Consider the following 16,690-nt stretch of genomic DNA (forward strand, 5'->3'; position numbering starts at 1 on the left):
AAAAATCCCCGCAATTGCGGGGATTTTTATTGGTCGGTTATTCCCACTCTTGCAGGTAACGTTGACCGTACTGGTCAGCCACCAGCAGGGCGGCATACACCTGGTCCGGCGTTGCGCCGCCAGGCATGTTGTGGATGGTTTCGCCTTTGGCACAGGCAGCTTCAGCCACAATGCGCATTTTCGCCGGAATATCCTGTTTGATGTCCAGTTGCGCCAGGGTAATCGGCAGGCCAACGGAATGACACAGCGCCGCAACAGTTTCAATTTCATCGACCGGCGCGTTTTCCAGGACCAGTTGCGTCAGCGTGCCGAAAGCCACTTTCTCGCCGTGGTAATAGTGATGCGCATCCGGGATTGCCGTCAGGCCGTTATGGATGGCGTGCGCCGCCGCCAGACCGCCGCTTTCAAAACCGACGCCGCTCAGATAGGTGTTGGCTTCAATAACGCGCTCCAGCGCAGGCGTTACCACGTGCTGCTCGGCAGCCAGCATCGCTTTTTCACCTTCTTCTATCAGCGTATTAAAGCACAGCTCAGCCAGCGCCAGCGCCGCCTGAGTGCACTGACCGCCCGCCATGGTGGTTGCGCCGCTGCGTGAACAGGCGCGCGCTTCGAACCAGGTCGCCAACGCATCGCCGATGCCCGCGGCTAACAGACGCGCCGGTGCGCCCGCGACAATTTTGGTATCAACAATGACCCTGTCCGGGTTATTGGGCAGCAGCAAATAGCGATCGAATTCACCGGCATCGGTGTAAATAACGGACAGCGCGCTGCACGGTGCATCGGTAGAGGCGATGGTTGGCGCAATGGCGACAGGCACGCCCATAAAGTGCGCCAGCGCTTTGGCGGTATCCAGCGTTTTACCGCCGCCAATACCAAGTACTGCGCCACATTGCGCTTTTTCTGCCACGCCGCGCAGACGGTCGATTTCGTTTTGTGAACACTCGCCGCCAAACGGTGCAATCTCCAGCGCCAGTCCGGCATCCTGGACGCTTTTTTCCAGTGCGCCCTGGGCAAAGCCTAAGACAAACTTGTCCCCAACGACCAGCCAGCGCTCTGCCAGTGGTTTGAGGTAGTTGCCAAGACGGGTAATAACATCGGCACCCTGGATGTACTTACCAGGTGATTGAATAATGCGATCCATACTTTATTTCCCTCACAGGTTGATGTGACCAAATGTATTGTTCCAGTCATGTTCAAACTTCTCTATTGCTGACTCTACCGCAGGGGTATTGAGCATTTGTTGCGCTACGTCTAATGGCAGGGTGATTGCTTCGCATCCTGCCAGTAAGCAATCCAGCGCCTGACGAGGGGTTTTAAAGCTGGCTGCCAGTACCATGCTTTTTGGCGCATGCAGTTCCAGTAACGTTTGCAGTTCTTGTACCGTGCGAATTCCGTCGCCGCCCTGCGCGTCAATACGGTTAACGTAAGGCGCGATATATTTCGCCCCCGCCAGCGCTGCCAGCAGCCCCTGAGAGGCACTGTACACGGCGGTTCCCAGCGTGGTGATACCCTCTTTTTTCAGCATCTTGATCGCGGCCAGACCTTCGGATGTCACCGGGATTTTTACCACCAGACCGGGGACCGCGTTGCTCAGACGTTTGGCTTCCTCCACCATGCCTTGTGCGTCGCGGCTCATGGTTTGGGCAAACAGAATGCCCTCTTCGCCAATGGCGTTTTGCAGGCGCGGCAGCACATCCCAGATGGATTCTTTGTTTGCTGCCACAATGCTTGGGTTGGTGGTGACACCCGCGATAGGGAAGATGCGTGCCAGACGTTCGACTTCCGCAACGTTGGCGGTATCAAGGTAAAGTTCCATACAAAAACACCCTCTTTAAAGTTCAAGTTCATGTTGCAGCAGGCTGGCGATAGCGTCGGCAGAGGCGGCGTTAACCAGCGCGTTACGGAATTCTTCATGCATAATGCGCCGTGCCAGACGCGAGAAAATACGCATATGCTGGTCGCCCGCGGCGTGTTTGTTGAGCGTCAGCATAATAATGAATTGCGCATCATCATCACCCCAACGTACCGGCGCTTGCAGGCGCGCTACGCTAATAGTGGACTGCTCAATATGTTCTGATTTGCTGTGTGGAATGGCGAAGCTAAAACCTAATCCGGTAGAGAAGACCGCTTCGCGCGCCCACAGATCGGCTTCCAGTTTACGCGGATAGCGGCAACGACCTGCCAGCAGGAGGTTGTCGGTCATCCCTTTGATGACCTCCTCTTTACTACGCCAGTCGCTATCCAGCGTGATGCACTCGGCGGTAACCAGAGGGGTATCCTGTTGGGTCATGCGGAACTGAGCCAGCAGATGTTCGACCTCCAGCGACGTTCGACACGCCATTGCTTGATTCAGCAACTGACGGCAGGCGCGGCTGTCAAGTTGCGCCATCCGCGCTTTGGCGGCGGGAATGGAGGGAGCGCTCATGCTGATCTCGTCCAGACCCAGTCCCACAAGCAGCGGTAGCACTGAACCTTTAGCGCCAAGTTCGCCGCACAGGCCAATCCATTTCCCCTGCCGATGTACCGCCTGTACGGCGTAATCCAGTGCGCGCAAGAAGGCTGGATTCAGGCTGTTGTAATGGCGGGTAACTTTGGCGTTGTCGCGGTCGACCGCCAGCAGATATTGCGTCAGGTCATTACTGCCAATACTAAAGAAATCAATTTCTTCGCAGCATTGATCGATGATGAACATCACTGACGGAACCTCCAGCATGATACCGAGCGGGATCTTCTCATCAAACGGGATGTGTTCAGTACGCAGTTGCTGTTTGGCTTCGGCCAGCTTCTCTTTGACCCACAGGATCTCTTCCATAGAGGAGATCATTGGGATCATGATTTTCAGGCTACCGTGCGCTGATGCGCGCAGGATCGATCGCAGTTGTGTGGTAAACAAAGCGGCGTATTCTTCATAGATACGCACCGCGCGATAACCGAGGAACGGGTTGGCTTCGGCAGGAATATTCAGGTAATCAACGGGTTTATCACCGCCGATATCCATGGTGCGCACAATGATGCTGCGTCCCTGTGCGGGCTCCAGCGCCTGGCAGAAAATGTTGTATAGCTCGTTCTCATCCGGGGCGCAGGTACGGTCCATATACAGCATTTCCGTGCGGAACAGGCCAACCGCTTCCGCACCGTTGCCAAAGGCTGCTTGCGCTTCCACGGAATGGGCGATGTTGGCGGCGACTTCCATGCGGATGCCATCACCCGTGCGCGCCTCCTGGGTCAGCCAGATACGTTGTTGTTCTCGAATGGCATCCTGGATACGGGCTTCCTGCTGGTAGTAACGTACGACGGATTCATCAGGGGCAACAATGACCGCTCCTGCGTTACCATCGATATAAACCGTTTGCTGCAGCCATGGCATTAAGGGTTCAATATCCACGCCAACCAGCGTAGGAATGTTGAATGACCGGGCGAGAATCACCGTGTGTGAAGTGGTACCGCCGCTTTTTAACAGCAAGCCTTTCAGCAATGTTTTGTCCAGTTCGAGGAACTGGCTCGGTGTGAGCTCGTCCGCCATACAGACCGTAGGCTGGCTTAGTTTTCCCGGCGCAGGAAAACGCTGCTCTCCATAAATTTGCTGCAGAAGCTGGAAGCAGACATCGCGCACATCCAGCGCACGTTCCTGTAAATAACTGCTGCTGGAGCGGGCGAATTCATCACAAAAATGTCCGGCACTTTCGACAATCGCCTGGGCGCAGCTTAACCCGCGAGATACTCCAGCGAGCAGGTGCTGACGCAGTGAGAGGTCGCTTGCCAGCGAGCGGTGTGCTTCCAGAATCGCACTGGTTGCGCCGTCGCTGTCGAGTAACCGAAACGCAATATTCTTCATCAGCAGCGTTAAGCCGTTATCCAGCGCCGCCTGCTCGGTTTCAATATCTTTAGCGGATGGGAGATTGTTAAGGGCGTTGAGATCCAGCGAAGAGAGCAGACTCAGAATGCCTCCCGCACTGCCGCTGCAGACGGTGCGAGCGCGAAAAAACTGTGGGTTTAGATTAGTGAGGGATGCAGGAAGTGGCTCCAGCTCGTTGCTTTTGGCTTCCGCTAGCGGTGCATCGCAGTGTGGAAATTCATTACGTAACCATTGGGTTAAATGCTGGTGGGCTGCCTGTTCATCTGCACCGGAAATCAGCAACTGGCAGCTATCACCTGCCAGAGTATCGGTGCCAATCAGCGCCAATGCGCTCTTGGCGTTACCCTTACGTTCGGTACGCAGGTTGTGCCACTCAATGTGCGAAGTAAAGGTGTTGCACTGCGTTTCTATGTGACTTGCCGGGCGCGCATGTACGCCATTGGGCAGCTCACAGGTAAATTCCACAATCAGGGCCATAGCCTCATCTCCCATAACGATTTCTCGCTACAGGATAAAAGGGCAACGCCTGAGCCTGCCATCTGACAAATCTGCCAAAAACTGGATAAATGTAATGTAACCATCAAAGTGAGATATCCCTCACAAGTCAGTTTGTCCTCTATAAATTCCGAGAAACTACAAGTTATGAGGCGGATCGCATTTTTGCGCTGACATTACAAAAGTCCAGCAAATGGCCTTTTTATCCACTGTTTGCGCCGCGTCGGATTGCCTATTGTTTTCCGCAACAAGTTTATGGATATGGGCTTTAGGCAGCCTGGGAGCGACTTATGAAAGAGTTGGTACAAATCCTGAAAAACACCCGTCAGCACCTGATGACGGGTGTTTCGCATATGATCCCCTTCGTAGTCGCGGGTGGAATTTTGCTGGCGGTCTCCGTCATGTTGTATGGCAAGGGCGCGGTACCGGATGCGGCGACCGATCCTAATCTCAAGAAACTGTTTGATATTGGCGTCGCAGGGCTGACGTTGATGGTGCCATTCCTTGCCGCTTACATTGGTTATTCCATTGCTGAACGTTCTGCTCTCGCCCCTTGTGCGATTGGCGCATGGGTGGGAAACAGCTTCGGCGCAGGTTTTTTCGGCGCGCTAATTGCCGGGATTATTGGCGGTATCGTCGTCCATTATCTGAAGAAGATCCCCGTACATAAGGTATTGCGATCGGTAATGCCTATCTTCGTTATTCCTATTGTCGGCACCTTTATCACCGCAGGCATCATGATGTGGGGCCTGGGAGAACCCGTTGGCGCGTTAACCACTAGCCTGACCGAGTGGCTGCAGGGTATGCAGCAGGGCAGCATCGTGCTGCTGGCGGTAATTATGGGACTGATGTTGGCCTTCGATATGGGGGGGCCGATTAACAAAGTTGCCTACGCTTTCATGCTGATTTGCGTGGCGCAGGGTGTTTATACCGTGGTCGCAATCGCCGCGGTAGGGATCTGCGTGCCGCCGCTGGGCTTAGGTTTGGCGACGCTGATTGGTCGTAAGAATTTCTCTTCTGAAGAACGTGAAGCCGGTAAAGCCGCGCTGGTGATGGGCTGCGTTGGCGTAACGGAAGGCGCAATTCCTTTTGCTGCCGCCGATCCGCTGCGCGTTATCCCATCCATTATGGTGGGTTCCGCCTGCGGCACGGTAACCGCCGCGCTGTTTGGTGCGCAGTGTTATGCCGGCTGGGGCGGGCTGATTGTTCTGCCGGTCGTGGAAGGAAAATTGGGTTATATCGCGGCGGTTGCCGTGGGGGCTGTAGTGACCGCTGTGTGCGTTAACGTACTGAAAAGTCTGGCGCGGAAAAAAGTGTCTCAGGTCGATCAGAAAGAAGACGACCTGGATTTAGATTTTGAAATGAATTAAGCGAGGAATGAGTCATGACCAAGATTATCGCAGTAACTGCATGTCCTTCTGGCGTTGCCCACACCTATATGGCCGCTGAAGCGCTGGAAAGCGCCGCTAAAGCCAAGGGGTGGGAAGTAAAGGTTGAGACTCAGGGGTCGATCGGTCTGGAAAACGAACTGACCGCGGCGGATGTGGCAGAAGCCGACATGGTGATTCTGACCAAAGACATTGGTATTAAGTTTGAAGAGCGTTTTGCGGGCAAAACTATCGTTCGTGTCAACATCAGCGATGCAGTGAAACGTGCCGACGCCATCATGAACAAGATTGGCGCACACCTTGCGCAAACCGCATAACGGTTTGTTTGCCGGAGGGTGGTTTCGACTTATCCGGCCTACTGATACGTAGGCCAGATAAGCACAGCGCCATCTGGCATCAGTTTTTCTACAGGAGTTCCTCATGACTAACCGTATCCAACGTTTAAAAAACGCTCTGTTTCAGAATAACCGCGAAATTTCGCTTGAGCGTGCGCTGCTATATACCGCCAGCCACCAGCAGACGGAGGGAGAGCCGGTTATTCTGCGGCGGGCGAAAGCCACCGCATATATTCTTGAGCAAGTTGAAATATCGATTCGTGATGAGGAACTGATAGCCGGGAACCGTACCGTTAAACCGCGGGCGGGCATAATGTCGCCGGAAATGGATCCTTACTGGCTGCTCAACGAGCTGGAGCAGTTTCCAACCCGTCCGCAGGACCGTTTTGACATCAGCGAAGAGGATAAACATCTCTATCGCGATGTGCTGTATCCGTACTGGGAAAAGCGGTCGATGAAAGATTTCATCAACGGTCAGATGACCGATGAGGTAAAAGCCGCTGTCCGTACGCAGATTTTTAGCGTTAACCAGACGGATAAAGGTCAGGGGCATATCATTATTGATTATCCACGCCTGTTGAATCTCGGGCTTGGCGAACTGGTAGCGCAGATGCGGGCGCATTGTCTGCAGCAGCCGGATAACCACTTTTATCAGGCTGTGCTGCTGCTGCTTGAGGCTTCGCAAAGCCACATTCTGCGTTACGCCCTGCTGGCAGAACAAATGGCGGAAAACTGCCCGGATGCGCAGCGACGTCAGGAATTGCTGACGATTGCGGAAAACTCCCGGCATAACGCCCAGCATAAGCCGCAAACCTTCTGGCAAGCATGTCAGCTGTTCTGGTACATGAACATTATTTTGCAATATGAGTCCAACGCCAGTTCGCTCTCACTCGGACGCTTCGACCAGTATATGCTGCCGTTTTATCAGACCTCGCTGACGCAGGGGGAAGATCCTGCATTCTTAAAAGAAATCCTCGAATCGCTATGGGTGAAATGCAATGACATTGTACTGCTGCGATCCACCAGCAGCGCGCGCTATTTCGCTGGCTTCCCAACGGGTTACACCGCACTGCTTGGGGGATTAACGGAGAATGGTCGTAGTGCGGTAAACGTACTGTCGTTTCTCTGCCTTGATGCTTATCAGAGCGTACAACTGCCGCAACCAAATCTCGGTGTGCGCACGAACGCGTTGATCGATACGCCGTTCCTGATGAAAACGGCACAGACCATTCGCCTCGGGACCGGCATCCCGCAAATCTTTAATGATGAAGTGGTGGTGCCCGCATTTCTTAACCGTGGCGTCTCGCTGGAAGATGCGCGAGATTACGCGGTAGTCGGCTGTGTCGAGCTGTCTATTCCAGGCAGAACATACGGTTTGCACGACATCGCCATGTTTAATCTGCTGAAAGTAATGGAAATCTGCCTGCATGAGAACGAAGGCAATCGCGCGCTGACGTACGAAGACCTGTTGAAGCATATTCGTGCCAAAATCAGCCACTACATTACGTTGATGGTCGAAGGCAGTAATATCTGCGATATCGGTCATCGCGACTGGGCGCCGGTGCCGCTGCTCTCCTCGTTTATTAGCGATTGCCTGGATAAAGGGTGTGATATTACCGACGGCGGCGCGCGTTATAACTTCTCCGGCGTACAGGGAATCGGCATTGCGAACCTGAGCGATTCGCTGCATGCGCTCAATGGACTGGTATTTGAACAACAGCGCTTAACTTTTGACGAACTTTTGTCGGTGCTAAAAGACAACTTTGCTACCGCGGAAGGCGAGAAAATTCGCGCCAGGCTGATTAACCGCTTCGAAAAATACGGCAACGATATTGATGATGTAGATAACATCAGCGCCGAACTGCTGCGTCATTACTGCAAAGAGGTAGAGAAATACCAGAATCCACGCGGCGGGCAATTTACGCCGGGTTCATATACTGTCTCTGCGCACGTGCCGCTGGGTTCGGTCGTCGGAGCGACACCAGATGGTCGCTTCGCCGGGGAACAGTTGGCGGACGGAGGGCTGTCGCCGATGCTGGGGCAGGATATGCAAGGGCCGACGGCGGTATTGAAATCGGTCAGCAAGCTGGATAACACATTGCTTTCCAATGGGACTTTGCTGAACGTGAAGTTTACGCCAGCCACACTGGAAGGTGAGGCTGGATTACGCAAGCTGGCGGATTTTCTGCGGGCATTTACCCAGCTCAAGCTCCAGCACATCCAGTTTAACGTGGTGAATGCCGACACATTGCGAGAAGCGCAGCAGCGCCCACAAGATTTCGCCGGGCTGGTGGTGCGCGTGGCGGGTTACAGCGCCTTCTTTGTCGAGCTGTCGAAGGAGATCCAGGATGACATCATTCGCCGCACCGCGCATCAGCTGTGAGGTTATTGACCCACGTGGCGAGGACGTCGCGCGTATATTTAATATTCAGCGTTACTCACTGAATGATGGACAAGGTATTCGTACGGTAGTCTTCTTTAAAGGTTGTCCGCATAACTGCCCGTGGTGCGCCAACCCTGAATCTCTCTCCCCACGTATTGAAACAGTACGGCGGGAGAGTAAATGCCTGCACTGTACACCCTGTCTACGTGATGCTGATGAGTGTCCCTCCGGTGCGTTTGAACGTATCGGTCGTGATATCTCGCTGGACGAGCTGGAACGTGAAGTGATGAAAGATGATATTTTCTTTCGCACCTCTGGCGGGGGGGTGACGCTTTCCGGTGGTGAAGTGCTGATGCAAGCGCCCTTTGCCGTACGATTCCTGCAACGTCTGCGGCGCTGGGATGTTCGCTGCGCGATTGAAACGGCTGGCGATGCGCCAGCCAGTCGTTTGTTATCGCTGGCAAGAGAGTGCGATGAGGTGCTGTTTGACCTCAAAATTATGGATGTCCATTTGGCGCGTGAGACCATTAATATGAACCTGCCGCGCGTGCTGGCGAATTTACGACTAATGGTCGCTGAAGGAATTAATGTCATACCTCGCCTGCCGCTGATTCCGGGCTTCACGATGAATGTAGAGAACACGCAGCAGGCGTTGACGCTGTTGTCATCATTGGGCATAAAGCAGGTGCACCTGCTACCGTTTCATCAATATGGCGAACCGAAATACAAGCTGCTCGGATTACCCTGGTCGATGAAAGAAGTGCCCGTCCCGTCGGCGCAAGAGATAGATTTTATACGTAAGATGGCAGAATGCGCCGGATTTCAGGTAACAGTAGGAGGATAGTATGGCCATCGCACCTGTACGATATCTGGTTGCAGTCACCGCGTGCGTAAGCGGCGTGGCCCATACTTATATGGCTGCTGAACGGCTGGAGAAACTCTGCCAGCAGGAGAAATGGAGCATCAAGATTGAAACTCAGGGCGCGTTGGGTACCGAAAATCGCCTGACGGAAGAGGATATTAACCGCGCTGATGCGGTGTTGCTCATTACCGATATTGAACTGGCAGGAGCAGAGCGATTTACGCAGAGCCGATACGTCCAGTCGGGCATTAGCGCATTTCTGCGTGAGCCGCAGCGGGTGATGAGCGCTGTGCGAAAGCTGCTTTCTGCACCACAGCACACACATCTTACTTTGGATTAGCTTTTATCTCCGTCAGCTGGCTGTGGTATTGCCGACGATATTCTGACGGCGAACGTTCGGTATTTTTGCGAAACAGGCGGCAGAAATAGTTGCTGTCAACAAACCCACAGGTGTGCGCCACTTCTTTGATCTTCAGCTCATAACCCTTCAGCAGCGTTTTCGCGTGTTCCAGTCGCGTGTGATTCAGGTATTCGTTAAACCCGATAGCGCCCGTTTTTTGAAACAGGTGGGAGAGGTAATTGGGTGAGATGTAAAACGCCTGCGCGACGGATTCTCGGGTGAGCGGCGAAGCGTAGCGTTCATCAATATAGTCGCGAATGGCTTCGAAAAGCGCCTGACTGCGTGATGCGGTCTGGATCTGGCTGCCCAGCAGATCGCGGCAGTGGCTCAGTAAGCTCGCAACGATTAGCCTGGCGGTTTGTTGCTCCTGCGGTTGCATCTGCATTTCATTGAGCGTTTGCAGCAGGAAAGAGCCAATTCGTGGCCCACGCCGCGCGACGTGCTGGCGGGTAAGATTTTGATACTGCTTGCCGTCCCACTGGACGATGCTGAAACCCAGTTGCTGTTTGCCGAACAGAATGCTGAGCGTGGTGACCGGTGTGAGCCACTGCGGAAAGTTCCAGCCGCCAGCCGGAACGAATAGCACATCGCAAGGCAGTAACGTCGCGGATGCGCCAGCAACTCCGTTATCGGTGAACTCACCTTCCAGCACAATTTCCAGCCGGGGAAAATCGACCTGATACGCCAGCTCCGGCGTTGAGCTACTGGTGCTGGCAAAATAAACCTGGCGCAGCGGCGTGGGGCCGTTAATCAGGCGGGAGAGAAGATGGCTGACGTCGTGATACATGTTAATCCCTTGCAGGCAGCAGACAGGGGAAACAGTAACCGCCATCATAAAAAAAGGCCACTCTTTAAGAGTGGCCGATACGAGTATTACTGATTACCGATTTGATCGCCGTACGGCAGGCTATCGTAATCAATCAGGGCATTCTTTTTGTACGGATTGCCAATCCAGCGGGTCGTCTCTTTGAACTGCGGGCTGGTAATGGATCGGGTCGGATCGAAACCGTCGTAGGTGAATCCCGCTAAATCAGACCAGGTGTGGATAAGCTCTGAGCTGCTGTATTTACGATTCACATCCTGTGAGAAGTCACGCGGGTGTGCAGCCTGCCATTTTTCAGAGGTCCACAGCAGGAACGGTACCGTATACATATGGCGCGTCGGGTTGTCTTCATTACGACCCTGCGTTTTATGCGGTGGCGTATCGTATACCTCCTCCCCGTGATCGGAGAAGTAGAGCAGGAAGCCGTTCGGATCGGTCGCTTTATAGTCTTTGATCAGACTGGCAATGATATGGTCATTGTAGACATTCGCGCTGTCGTAATCGTTGTATGCTTCCAGCTCATCATCATCCAGGCCGGGGGGAACATGGTCGACATTGTTATCGAATTTACCCTGACCATCCGGATAGCGGAATTTGTACTTAATATGCGTACCCAGCAGGTGCACGATGATGAACTTTTTCGGTGCCGGGTCGGCCAGTACTTCTTTAAATGGCGCCAGCACATTGCTGTCATATTCGCGCGCACTTTGCGTACGCTGCTGATTCATATAGAACTGCTTATCCGTCTGCTTAGAGAACACGGTCAGCATGGTGTTGCGAGCCGTCATCGTCTGCTGATTGGTGATCCAGAAGGTTTTATAACCTGCCTGTTTCATCATATTCATCAGAGACGGTTGAGTCAGGTACAGGTCCGGATTCTTCTCGTTGGCGAAGGTCAGCGCCTGCTGCAGGATTTCAATGGTGTACGGACGTGAGGTCACGACATTATTGAATACGGTGAAGTTAGGATCGGATTTATGCAATGCATCCAGTTCTGGCGTCGTTTCGCGCGGGTAACCATACAGGCTCATGCGACCACGCTGCGTTGACTCGCCAATGACCAGCACCAGCGTACGTGGGGCATCGCCGGAGTTATCTTTGAAGTTAGCCAGCGGCGGCAGGGCATTGTTCTCATTCAGCAGGCTATTGAGTGAGGTCAACTGCTGACGGTACTGATAATACCCGGAGATGAATTGCCACGGTGCGGCGGGCTCCATACGTGAGGCGAGACCATTTACCGTTTTTTCAAACGGCTTGTGTTTGATGAAAGTGTTAACGGCTATCGGATGCAGAATCAAACCGTATAACAACGCAAACGACACCAGATAGCGCCAGGGCGATGGAATATGAACAGGGCGCAGACGCGTCCACAGCAGAATAGCGATAGCCGTATAGGCCAGGGCGATAAGGACAATTTTTAGGCTGAAATACTGGCTGAGATATTCGCTGGCTTCGTTCGCATTGGTTTCAAACATCACATACAGAACGCTTTGCGAGAACTCTTGTCCGTAGATGACGTAATAGCTCAGAGCAGCCAGCGAGGCCGCCCATAGCACCATGCCAATGACGGCAGCAATAATACGGATACGGTTTGGAAATAAAAATACCGGGATTAACCACAGCGAACTGAATAGCAAGGAGTCGCGTAATCCATTAGTTCCGCTATATCCGGTTAAACAAATAACGACCTGGAGTAAAGTGGAAAAAAACCAAAAATAGAGGAGCGCCCAACCCAGGGCTTTCCAGCTAAATTTAGGTTTAGACTGGAGTTGTAAGGATTGCATAATGTGAGCCTGTCTTTAATCGTAGCGCCAAGAGTAGCGACTTAATATTAAGAGGAACTTAAGCATCACGATCTTAGGATCGTGTTTTGCTGTTGATATATTCACAATGTGAATATATTCAGGCGGGAATATATTGAAAAAGAAGCGGTTATGACAGCAGTTTTTGTTGTCGCCTTCGTACAATAGCACGAAGGCGACGAGGGGGGACGTTAGCCTGTATTACGCATGCCGGCTGCGACACCAGCGATTGTCACCATCAGCGCTTGTTCAACGCGCGGATCCGGTGCATTGCCTTGCTCTTCCGCCAGGCGTGAGCGGTGTAACAGCTCAGCCTGTAAGACATTCAGCGGGTCAGTATAAATATTTCTTAACTGAATGGACTCGGCAATCCACGGCAGGTCGGCCATCAAATGTGAGTCGTTGGCAATCGCCAGCACGACATCGATATCGGCTTCCAGGCGCTGACGCAGCTCTTCACCCAGCGGCCACAGCTCTTTTTTGACCAGGCGCTGATCGTAGTATTCTGCCAGCCACAGGTCTGCTTTGGCGAAAACCATTTCCAGCATGCCAAGACGTGTGGAGAAGAATGGCCAGTCGCGGCACATTGCTTCGAGTTCGCTTTGCTTACCGTCTTCAACCACTTTTTGCAGTGCGGTGCCTGCACCCAGCCACGCCGGGAGCATCAGGCGGTTCTGCGTCCAGGCAAAAATCCACGGAATGGCGCGCAGAGACTCTACCCCGCCGGTTGGGCGACGTTTTGCCGGACGTGAACCGAGCGGTAATTTACCCAGTTCCTGCTCTGGCGTTGCGGAGCGGAAGTAAGGGACGAAGTCTTTGTTTTCACGTACATATCCACGATATAGCTCACAGGAAATATCGGAAAGCTCATCCATGATATGACGCCAGTTATCTTTCGGCTCTGGCGGCGGTAACAGGTTGGCCTCCAGAATTGCTGCGGTATACAGCGACAGGCTGCTGATGGTCACTTCCGGCAGGCCGTACTTAAAGCGGATCATCTCCCCTTGTTCTGTCACGCGCAGACCGCCTTTCAGGCTGCCGGGTGGTTGAGAAAGCAGCGCCGCATGCGCAGGCGCGCCACCGCGACCAATGGAGCCACCGCGACCGTGGAACAGCGTCAGTTCGATACCGGCTTTTTCGCAGGTTTTGATCAACGCGTCCTGCGCCTGATATTGCGCCCAGGAGGCCGCCATCACGCCTGCATCTTTTGCGGAGTCAGAGTAGCCAATCATGACCATCTGTTTGCCCTGAATAAAGCCACGGTACCAGTCAATGTTCAGGAGCTGGGACATGACGTCATCGGCGTTGTTGAGGTCGTCCAGCGTTTCAAACAGCGGGGCAACCGGCATAGCAAAACCGATACCGGCTTCTTTCAGTAGCAGATGTACGGCCAGTACATCCGATGGCGTTTTCGCCATTGAGATAACATAGGCGGCAATGGAGCCATACGGGGCTTCGGCAATGACCCGGCAGGTGTCGAGCACTTCGCGGGTGTCGTTGCTCGGCTCCCAGTTACGTGGGAGCAGCGGACGCTTGGAATTCAGCTCGCGGATCAGGAAAGCCTGTTTATCCGCTTCCGACCAGTTTTCGTAGTCGCCAATGCCCAGATAACGGGTCAGTTCGCCAAGGGCTTCAGTGTGACGGGTACTTTCCTGACGAATATCAATACGTACCAGCGGTACGCCGAAACATTTCACGCGGCGTAGGGTGTCGAGCAATTCGCCATTGGCGATAATGCCCATGCCACAGGCCTGCAGAGACTGATAGCACGCATATAGCGGGTCCCAGAGCTGTTCGTTTTGGGTGAGAAGTCCCGCAGGTTTCGGTAATTTCTCGCCTTTCAGACGGGCTTCCAGCCAGGCCTGGGTTGCCATCAGACGTGAACGCAGGGTTTTCATCAGATAACGGTAAGGTTCTGCTGCGCCTTCTTCGCCCACCAGCGCCAACAGTTCCGGTGTGGCATCCACCATCGACAGCTCAGAAATCAGAAACTGAATGTCTTTCAGGAACAGATCGGTCGCTTTCCAGCGGCTGAGTAGCAGCACGTGACGGGTGATATCCGCCGTTACGTTCGGGTTGCCATCGCGGTCGCCGCCCATCCAGGAGGTAAAGCGAACCGGGACAAAATCAACGGGCAGCTTATAGCCCAGATGCTCTTCCAGTTGTTCGTTCAGCTCGCGCAGATAATTCGGTACGCCTTCCCACAGGCTATTTTCAACCACCGCGAAGCCCCATTTGGCTTCATCAACCGGGCTTGGGCGCAGCTTGCGGATTTCATCCGTATGCCAGGACTGGGCAATCAACTGGCGCAGACGGCGCATCAGCTGATGGCGCTCGTAATCGACGAGGTCTTTGTTATCAAGTTGCTTGAGACAGGCGTTCACTTCACCCATTTTATGGATCAGCGTACGGCGGGTGATCTCGGTCGGGTGGGCAGTGAGAACCAGCTCCAGGGAGAGAGATTCGACGGCTTTTTTGATGGTGGCTTCATCGAGGTTGGGCTGCTCTTTCAGTTTACGCAGAGTGCGAGCAATCACTTCCGGGTTGCTGGCTGCTTCGCCTTTTGGCGAAATGCTGTGGTACTGCTCGGCGGTGTTGGCCAGGTTCAGAAACTGGCTAAACGCGCGGGCAACCGGCAGCAGCTCGTCGTTAGACAGGTTTTGCAGCGTAGTGAGCAGCTCCTGGCGATTGACTTCATTGCCGGCGCGGGATGATTTGGACAACTTACGGATTGTTTCTACGCGGTCAAGAATGTTCTCTCCCAGCGCATCCTTGATGGTCTCCCCCAGCACTTTGCCGAGCATACTGACATTACTACGCAACGCGGAATATTGTTCGTTCATATTAACCCAGACACCCCATCTTTAATTTATGCGTCCTGTATCTTTCGCGCGACATCGGCGTTGGCTGCGCTTGCCCATCTGGTCACTTACTTATGTAAGCTCCTTGTATGAGCTCGCTTGCCGCCTTGCTGTGACGCGAAATCTCTCGGACTTTGTATGTTAGCCGTCTTTTATAAAGCCACGTAAAAGTCGTGACGTCAATTGCTGCGAAATCGGTTCAGCAAACGAAAAAATGACGGGAATTTACGTTATTTAATTCACATCGAATCAAATAAGCTTTGCTTATGGAAATGTTAATAAATTACCTCGCTTACCACAAAAGGGTTAGCGAGGCGATAAGCGGTTAATGCCAGCAGAAATGATGCACAACCTGGGTGATCAATTCGCGGGTTGGCTTAATAAAACGAGTTTCCAGATACTCATCCGGCTGATGCGCCTGATTAATGGAGCCAGGCCCTAACACCAGCGTCGGGCAAAGCGTCTGGATAAACGGCGCTTCGGTGCAGTAGTTCACCACTTCTGTCTGTGCGCCCAGCAGTTTCTCAACCACTTGTACCAGTTGATGATCTGGTGGGCACTCATAGCCTGGAATTGGCGGATGCAGCTCCGACACCGTCAGGCGACCCGGCCAGCGTTCGCTGACCGGGGCCAGCGCGTCGTTAAGTAAGCCATTGAGATCGTTAAGCGTCATGCCGGGCAGTGGGCGAATATCCATATGTAGCTCGCAGCAGGCGCAGATTCGGTTAGCGGCGTCGCCGCCGTGGATGTGACCCAAATTTAACGTCGGATACGGGACGGTAAAAGCATCATGGTGATAGCGCTCTTTCAGGTCATCGCGCAGATTCATGATATGACCGATGGCATCATGCATCAGTTCAATGGCATTCACGCCACGAGCCGGATCGCTCGAGTGACCCGATTGTCCCAAAATGCGAATCGCATTAGAGATATGACCTTTGTGTGCGCGGACCGGTTGCAGGGAGGTGGGTTCGCCAATGATCGCGCAGTCCGGGCGTAAAGCGGTGGTTTCAGAGAAATAACGCGCTCCCGCCATGCTGGTCTCTTCATCGGCAGTGGCCAGAATGTACAGGGGCTTTTTCAGTTGAGTGACGTCGACGTCACGCAGCGCGTCGAGGATAAAGGCGAAGAAGCCTTTCATATCTGCCGTACCCAAGCCGTAGAGCTTATTGTCATGCTCGGTCAGGGTGAACGGATCGCGCGTCCAGCGTCCGTCGTCAAAGGGGACGGTATCGGTATGGCCCGCCAACAACAAACCACCGGCTCCCTGTCCAATGCTTGCCAGCATATTGAATTTATTGCGCGTGTCGGGAACCGGCTGGACCTCCACATTAAAGCCTAAATCTTTGAACCAGCCCGCCAGCAGAGTGATTAAACCTGCATTACTTTGGTCGAGCGCTTCTTCGGTGGCGCTAATCGACGGCATGGCAATCAGAGCGCGGTATATCTCGATAAATGGCGGTAAATTGTTTTTCATTGTTGACA

At 53.5% G+C, this 16,690-nt stretch carries 12 protein-coding genes; 5 read left to right on the forward strand and 7 right to left on the reverse strand.

The genetic code is table 11. The annotated features are described in order from the left end of the window. Window positions 1-37 precede the first annotated feature (37 nt). Genes gldA through ptsP form a run of 3 tightly spaced genes read right to left on the reverse strand, consistent with a single transcriptional unit; the run spans window position 38 to window position 4,333 of the window. A complete protein-coding gene (gldA, locus tag ABIE10_RS21760) occupies window positions 38-1,141 on the reverse strand; it encodes a bifunctional L-1,2-propanediol dehydrogenase/glycerol dehydrogenase (protein ID WP_429157031.1) in 1,104 nt (367 codons plus the stop codon). 12 nt (window positions 1,142-1,153) lie between these two features. Beyond that, window positions 1,154-1,816, reverse strand: coding sequence for a fructose-6-phosphate aldolase (gene fsa / locus ABIE10_RS21765; protein WP_141876155.1), 663 nt, complete (start codon window positions 1,814-1,816; stop codon window positions 1,154-1,156). 15 nt (window positions 1,817-1,831) lie between these two features. After that, entirely contained in the window at window positions 1,832-4,333 is a 2,502-nt protein-coding gene (ptsP, locus tag ABIE10_RS21770) for a phosphoenolpyruvate--protein phosphotransferase (RefSeq protein WP_429157049.1), read from the reverse strand. 308 nt (window positions 4,334-4,641) lie between these two features. Between ptsP and ABIE10_RS21775 the strand changes: the two genes are divergently transcribed. From ABIE10_RS21775 to ABIE10_RS21795, 5 genes are all read left to right on the forward strand, one after another. Continuing rightward, window positions 4,642-5,721 carry a PTS fructose transporter subunit EIIC gene (locus ABIE10_RS21775; protein ID WP_003825153.1) on the forward strand — a complete coding sequence of 360 codons (1,080 nt, stop codon included), beginning with the start codon at window positions 4,642-4,644 and terminating at the stop codon, window positions 5,719-5,721. 14 nt (window positions 5,722-5,735) lie between these two features. Beyond that, on the forward strand, window positions 5,736-6,056 hold the full coding sequence (locus tag ABIE10_RS21780; protein WP_016155279.1) for a PTS fructose-like transporter subunit IIB: 321 nt from the start codon (window positions 5,736-5,738) through the stop codon (window positions 6,054-6,056). 103 nt (window positions 6,057-6,159) lie between these two features. Continuing rightward, on the forward strand, window positions 6,160-8,457 hold the full coding sequence (locus ABIE10_RS21785) for a formate C-acetyltransferase (RefSeq protein WP_429157034.1): 2,298 nt from the start codon (window positions 6,160-6,162) through the stop codon (window positions 8,455-8,457). Beyond that, a complete protein-coding gene (locus ABIE10_RS21790) occupies window positions 8,423-9,301 on the forward strand; it encodes a [formate-C-acetyltransferase]-activating enzyme (RefSeq protein ID WP_429157036.1) in 879 nt (292 codons plus the stop codon). The genes ABIE10_RS21785 and ABIE10_RS21790 overlap by 35 nt, the downstream gene beginning before the upstream one ends. 1 nt (window position 9,302) lies before the next feature. Then, window positions 9,303-9,659 carry a PTS fructose-like transporter subunit IIB gene (locus ABIE10_RS21795; protein ID WP_016155282.1) on the forward strand — a complete coding sequence of 119 codons (357 nt, stop codon included), beginning with the start codon at window positions 9,303-9,305 and terminating at the stop codon, window positions 9,657-9,659. Here the strand turns inward: ABIE10_RS21795 and ABIE10_RS21800 are convergent. From ABIE10_RS21800 to argE, 4 genes are all read right to left on the reverse strand, one after another. After that, the gene (locus ABIE10_RS21800) at window positions 9,646-10,506 is read right to left on the reverse strand and encodes a helix-turn-helix transcriptional regulator (RefSeq protein WP_032947284.1); all 861 of its coding nucleotides are present in this window, start codon (window positions 10,504-10,506) and stop codon (window positions 9,646-9,648) included. The two genes, ABIE10_RS21795 and ABIE10_RS21800, sit on opposite strands and share 14 nt — an antisense overlap. A gap of 86 nt (window positions 10,507-10,592) precedes the next feature. After that, a complete protein-coding gene (locus ABIE10_RS21805) occupies window positions 10,593-12,326 on the reverse strand; it encodes a phosphoethanolamine transferase CptA (RefSeq protein WP_047497602.1) in 1,734 nt (577 codons plus the stop codon). Window positions 12,327-12,535: 209 nt separating this feature from the next. Next, window positions 12,536-15,187: a phosphoenolpyruvate carboxylase gene (gene ppc, locus ABIE10_RS21810; protein ID WP_016157932.1), complete on the reverse strand. Its 2,652-nt coding sequence runs from the start codon at window positions 15,185-15,187 to the stop codon at window positions 12,536-12,538. A gap of 343 nt (window positions 15,188-15,530) precedes the next feature. Beyond that, on the reverse strand, window positions 15,531-16,682 hold the full coding sequence (gene argE, locus ABIE10_RS21815) for an acetylornithine deacetylase (RefSeq protein ID WP_016155286.1): 1,152 nt from the start codon (window positions 16,680-16,682) through the stop codon (window positions 15,531-15,533). Between the last annotated feature and the right edge of the window lie 8 nt (window positions 16,683-16,690).

Source organism: Citrobacter sp. 506, from assembly GCF_050434985.1.
GTDB classification, from domain to species: Bacteria; Pseudomonadota; Gammaproteobacteria; order Enterobacterales; family Enterobacteriaceae; genus Citrobacter; species Citrobacter braakii.

Coding starts and splice junctions, on each gene's coding strand:
- gldA (WP_429157031.1), bottom strand. CDS start 1,141: ATGGATCGCATTATTCAATCACCTGGTAAGTACATCCAGGGTGCCGAT.
- fsa (WP_141876155.1), bottom strand. CDS start 1,816: ATGGAACTTTACCTTGATACCGCCAACGTTGCGGAAGTCGAACGTCTG.
- ptsP (WP_429157049.1), bottom strand. CDS start 4,333: ATGGCCCTGATTGTGGAATTTACCTGTGAGCTGCCCAATGGCGTACAT.
- ABIE10_RS21775 (WP_003825153.1), top strand. CDS start 4,642: ATGAAAGAGTTGGTACAAATCCTGAAAAACACCCGTCAGCACCTGATG.
- ABIE10_RS21780 (WP_016155279.1), top strand. CDS start 5,736: ATGACCAAGATTATCGCAGTAACTGCATGTCCTTCTGGCGTTGCCCAC.
- ABIE10_RS21785 (WP_429157034.1), top strand. CDS start 6,160: ATGACTAACCGTATCCAACGTTTAAAAAACGCTCTGTTTCAGAATAAC.
- ABIE10_RS21790 (WP_429157036.1), top strand. CDS start 8,423: ATGACATCATTCGCCGCACCGCGCATCAGCTGTGAGGTTATTGACCCA.
- ABIE10_RS21795 (WP_016155282.1), top strand. CDS start 9,303: ATGGCCATCGCACCTGTACGATATCTGGTTGCAGTCACCGCGTGCGTA.
- ABIE10_RS21800 (WP_032947284.1), bottom strand. CDS start 10,506: ATGTATCACGACGTCAGCCATCTTCTCTCCCGCCTGATTAACGGCCCC.
- ABIE10_RS21805 (WP_047497602.1), bottom strand. CDS start 12,326: ATGCAATCCTTACAACTCCAGTCTAAACCTAAATTTAGCTGGAAAGCC.
- ppc (WP_016157932.1), bottom strand. CDS start 15,187: ATGAACGAACAATATTCCGCGTTGCGTAGTAATGTCAGTATGCTCGGC.
- argE (WP_016155286.1), bottom strand. CDS start 16,682: ATGAAAAACAATTTACCGCCATTTATCGAGATATACCGCGCTCTGATT.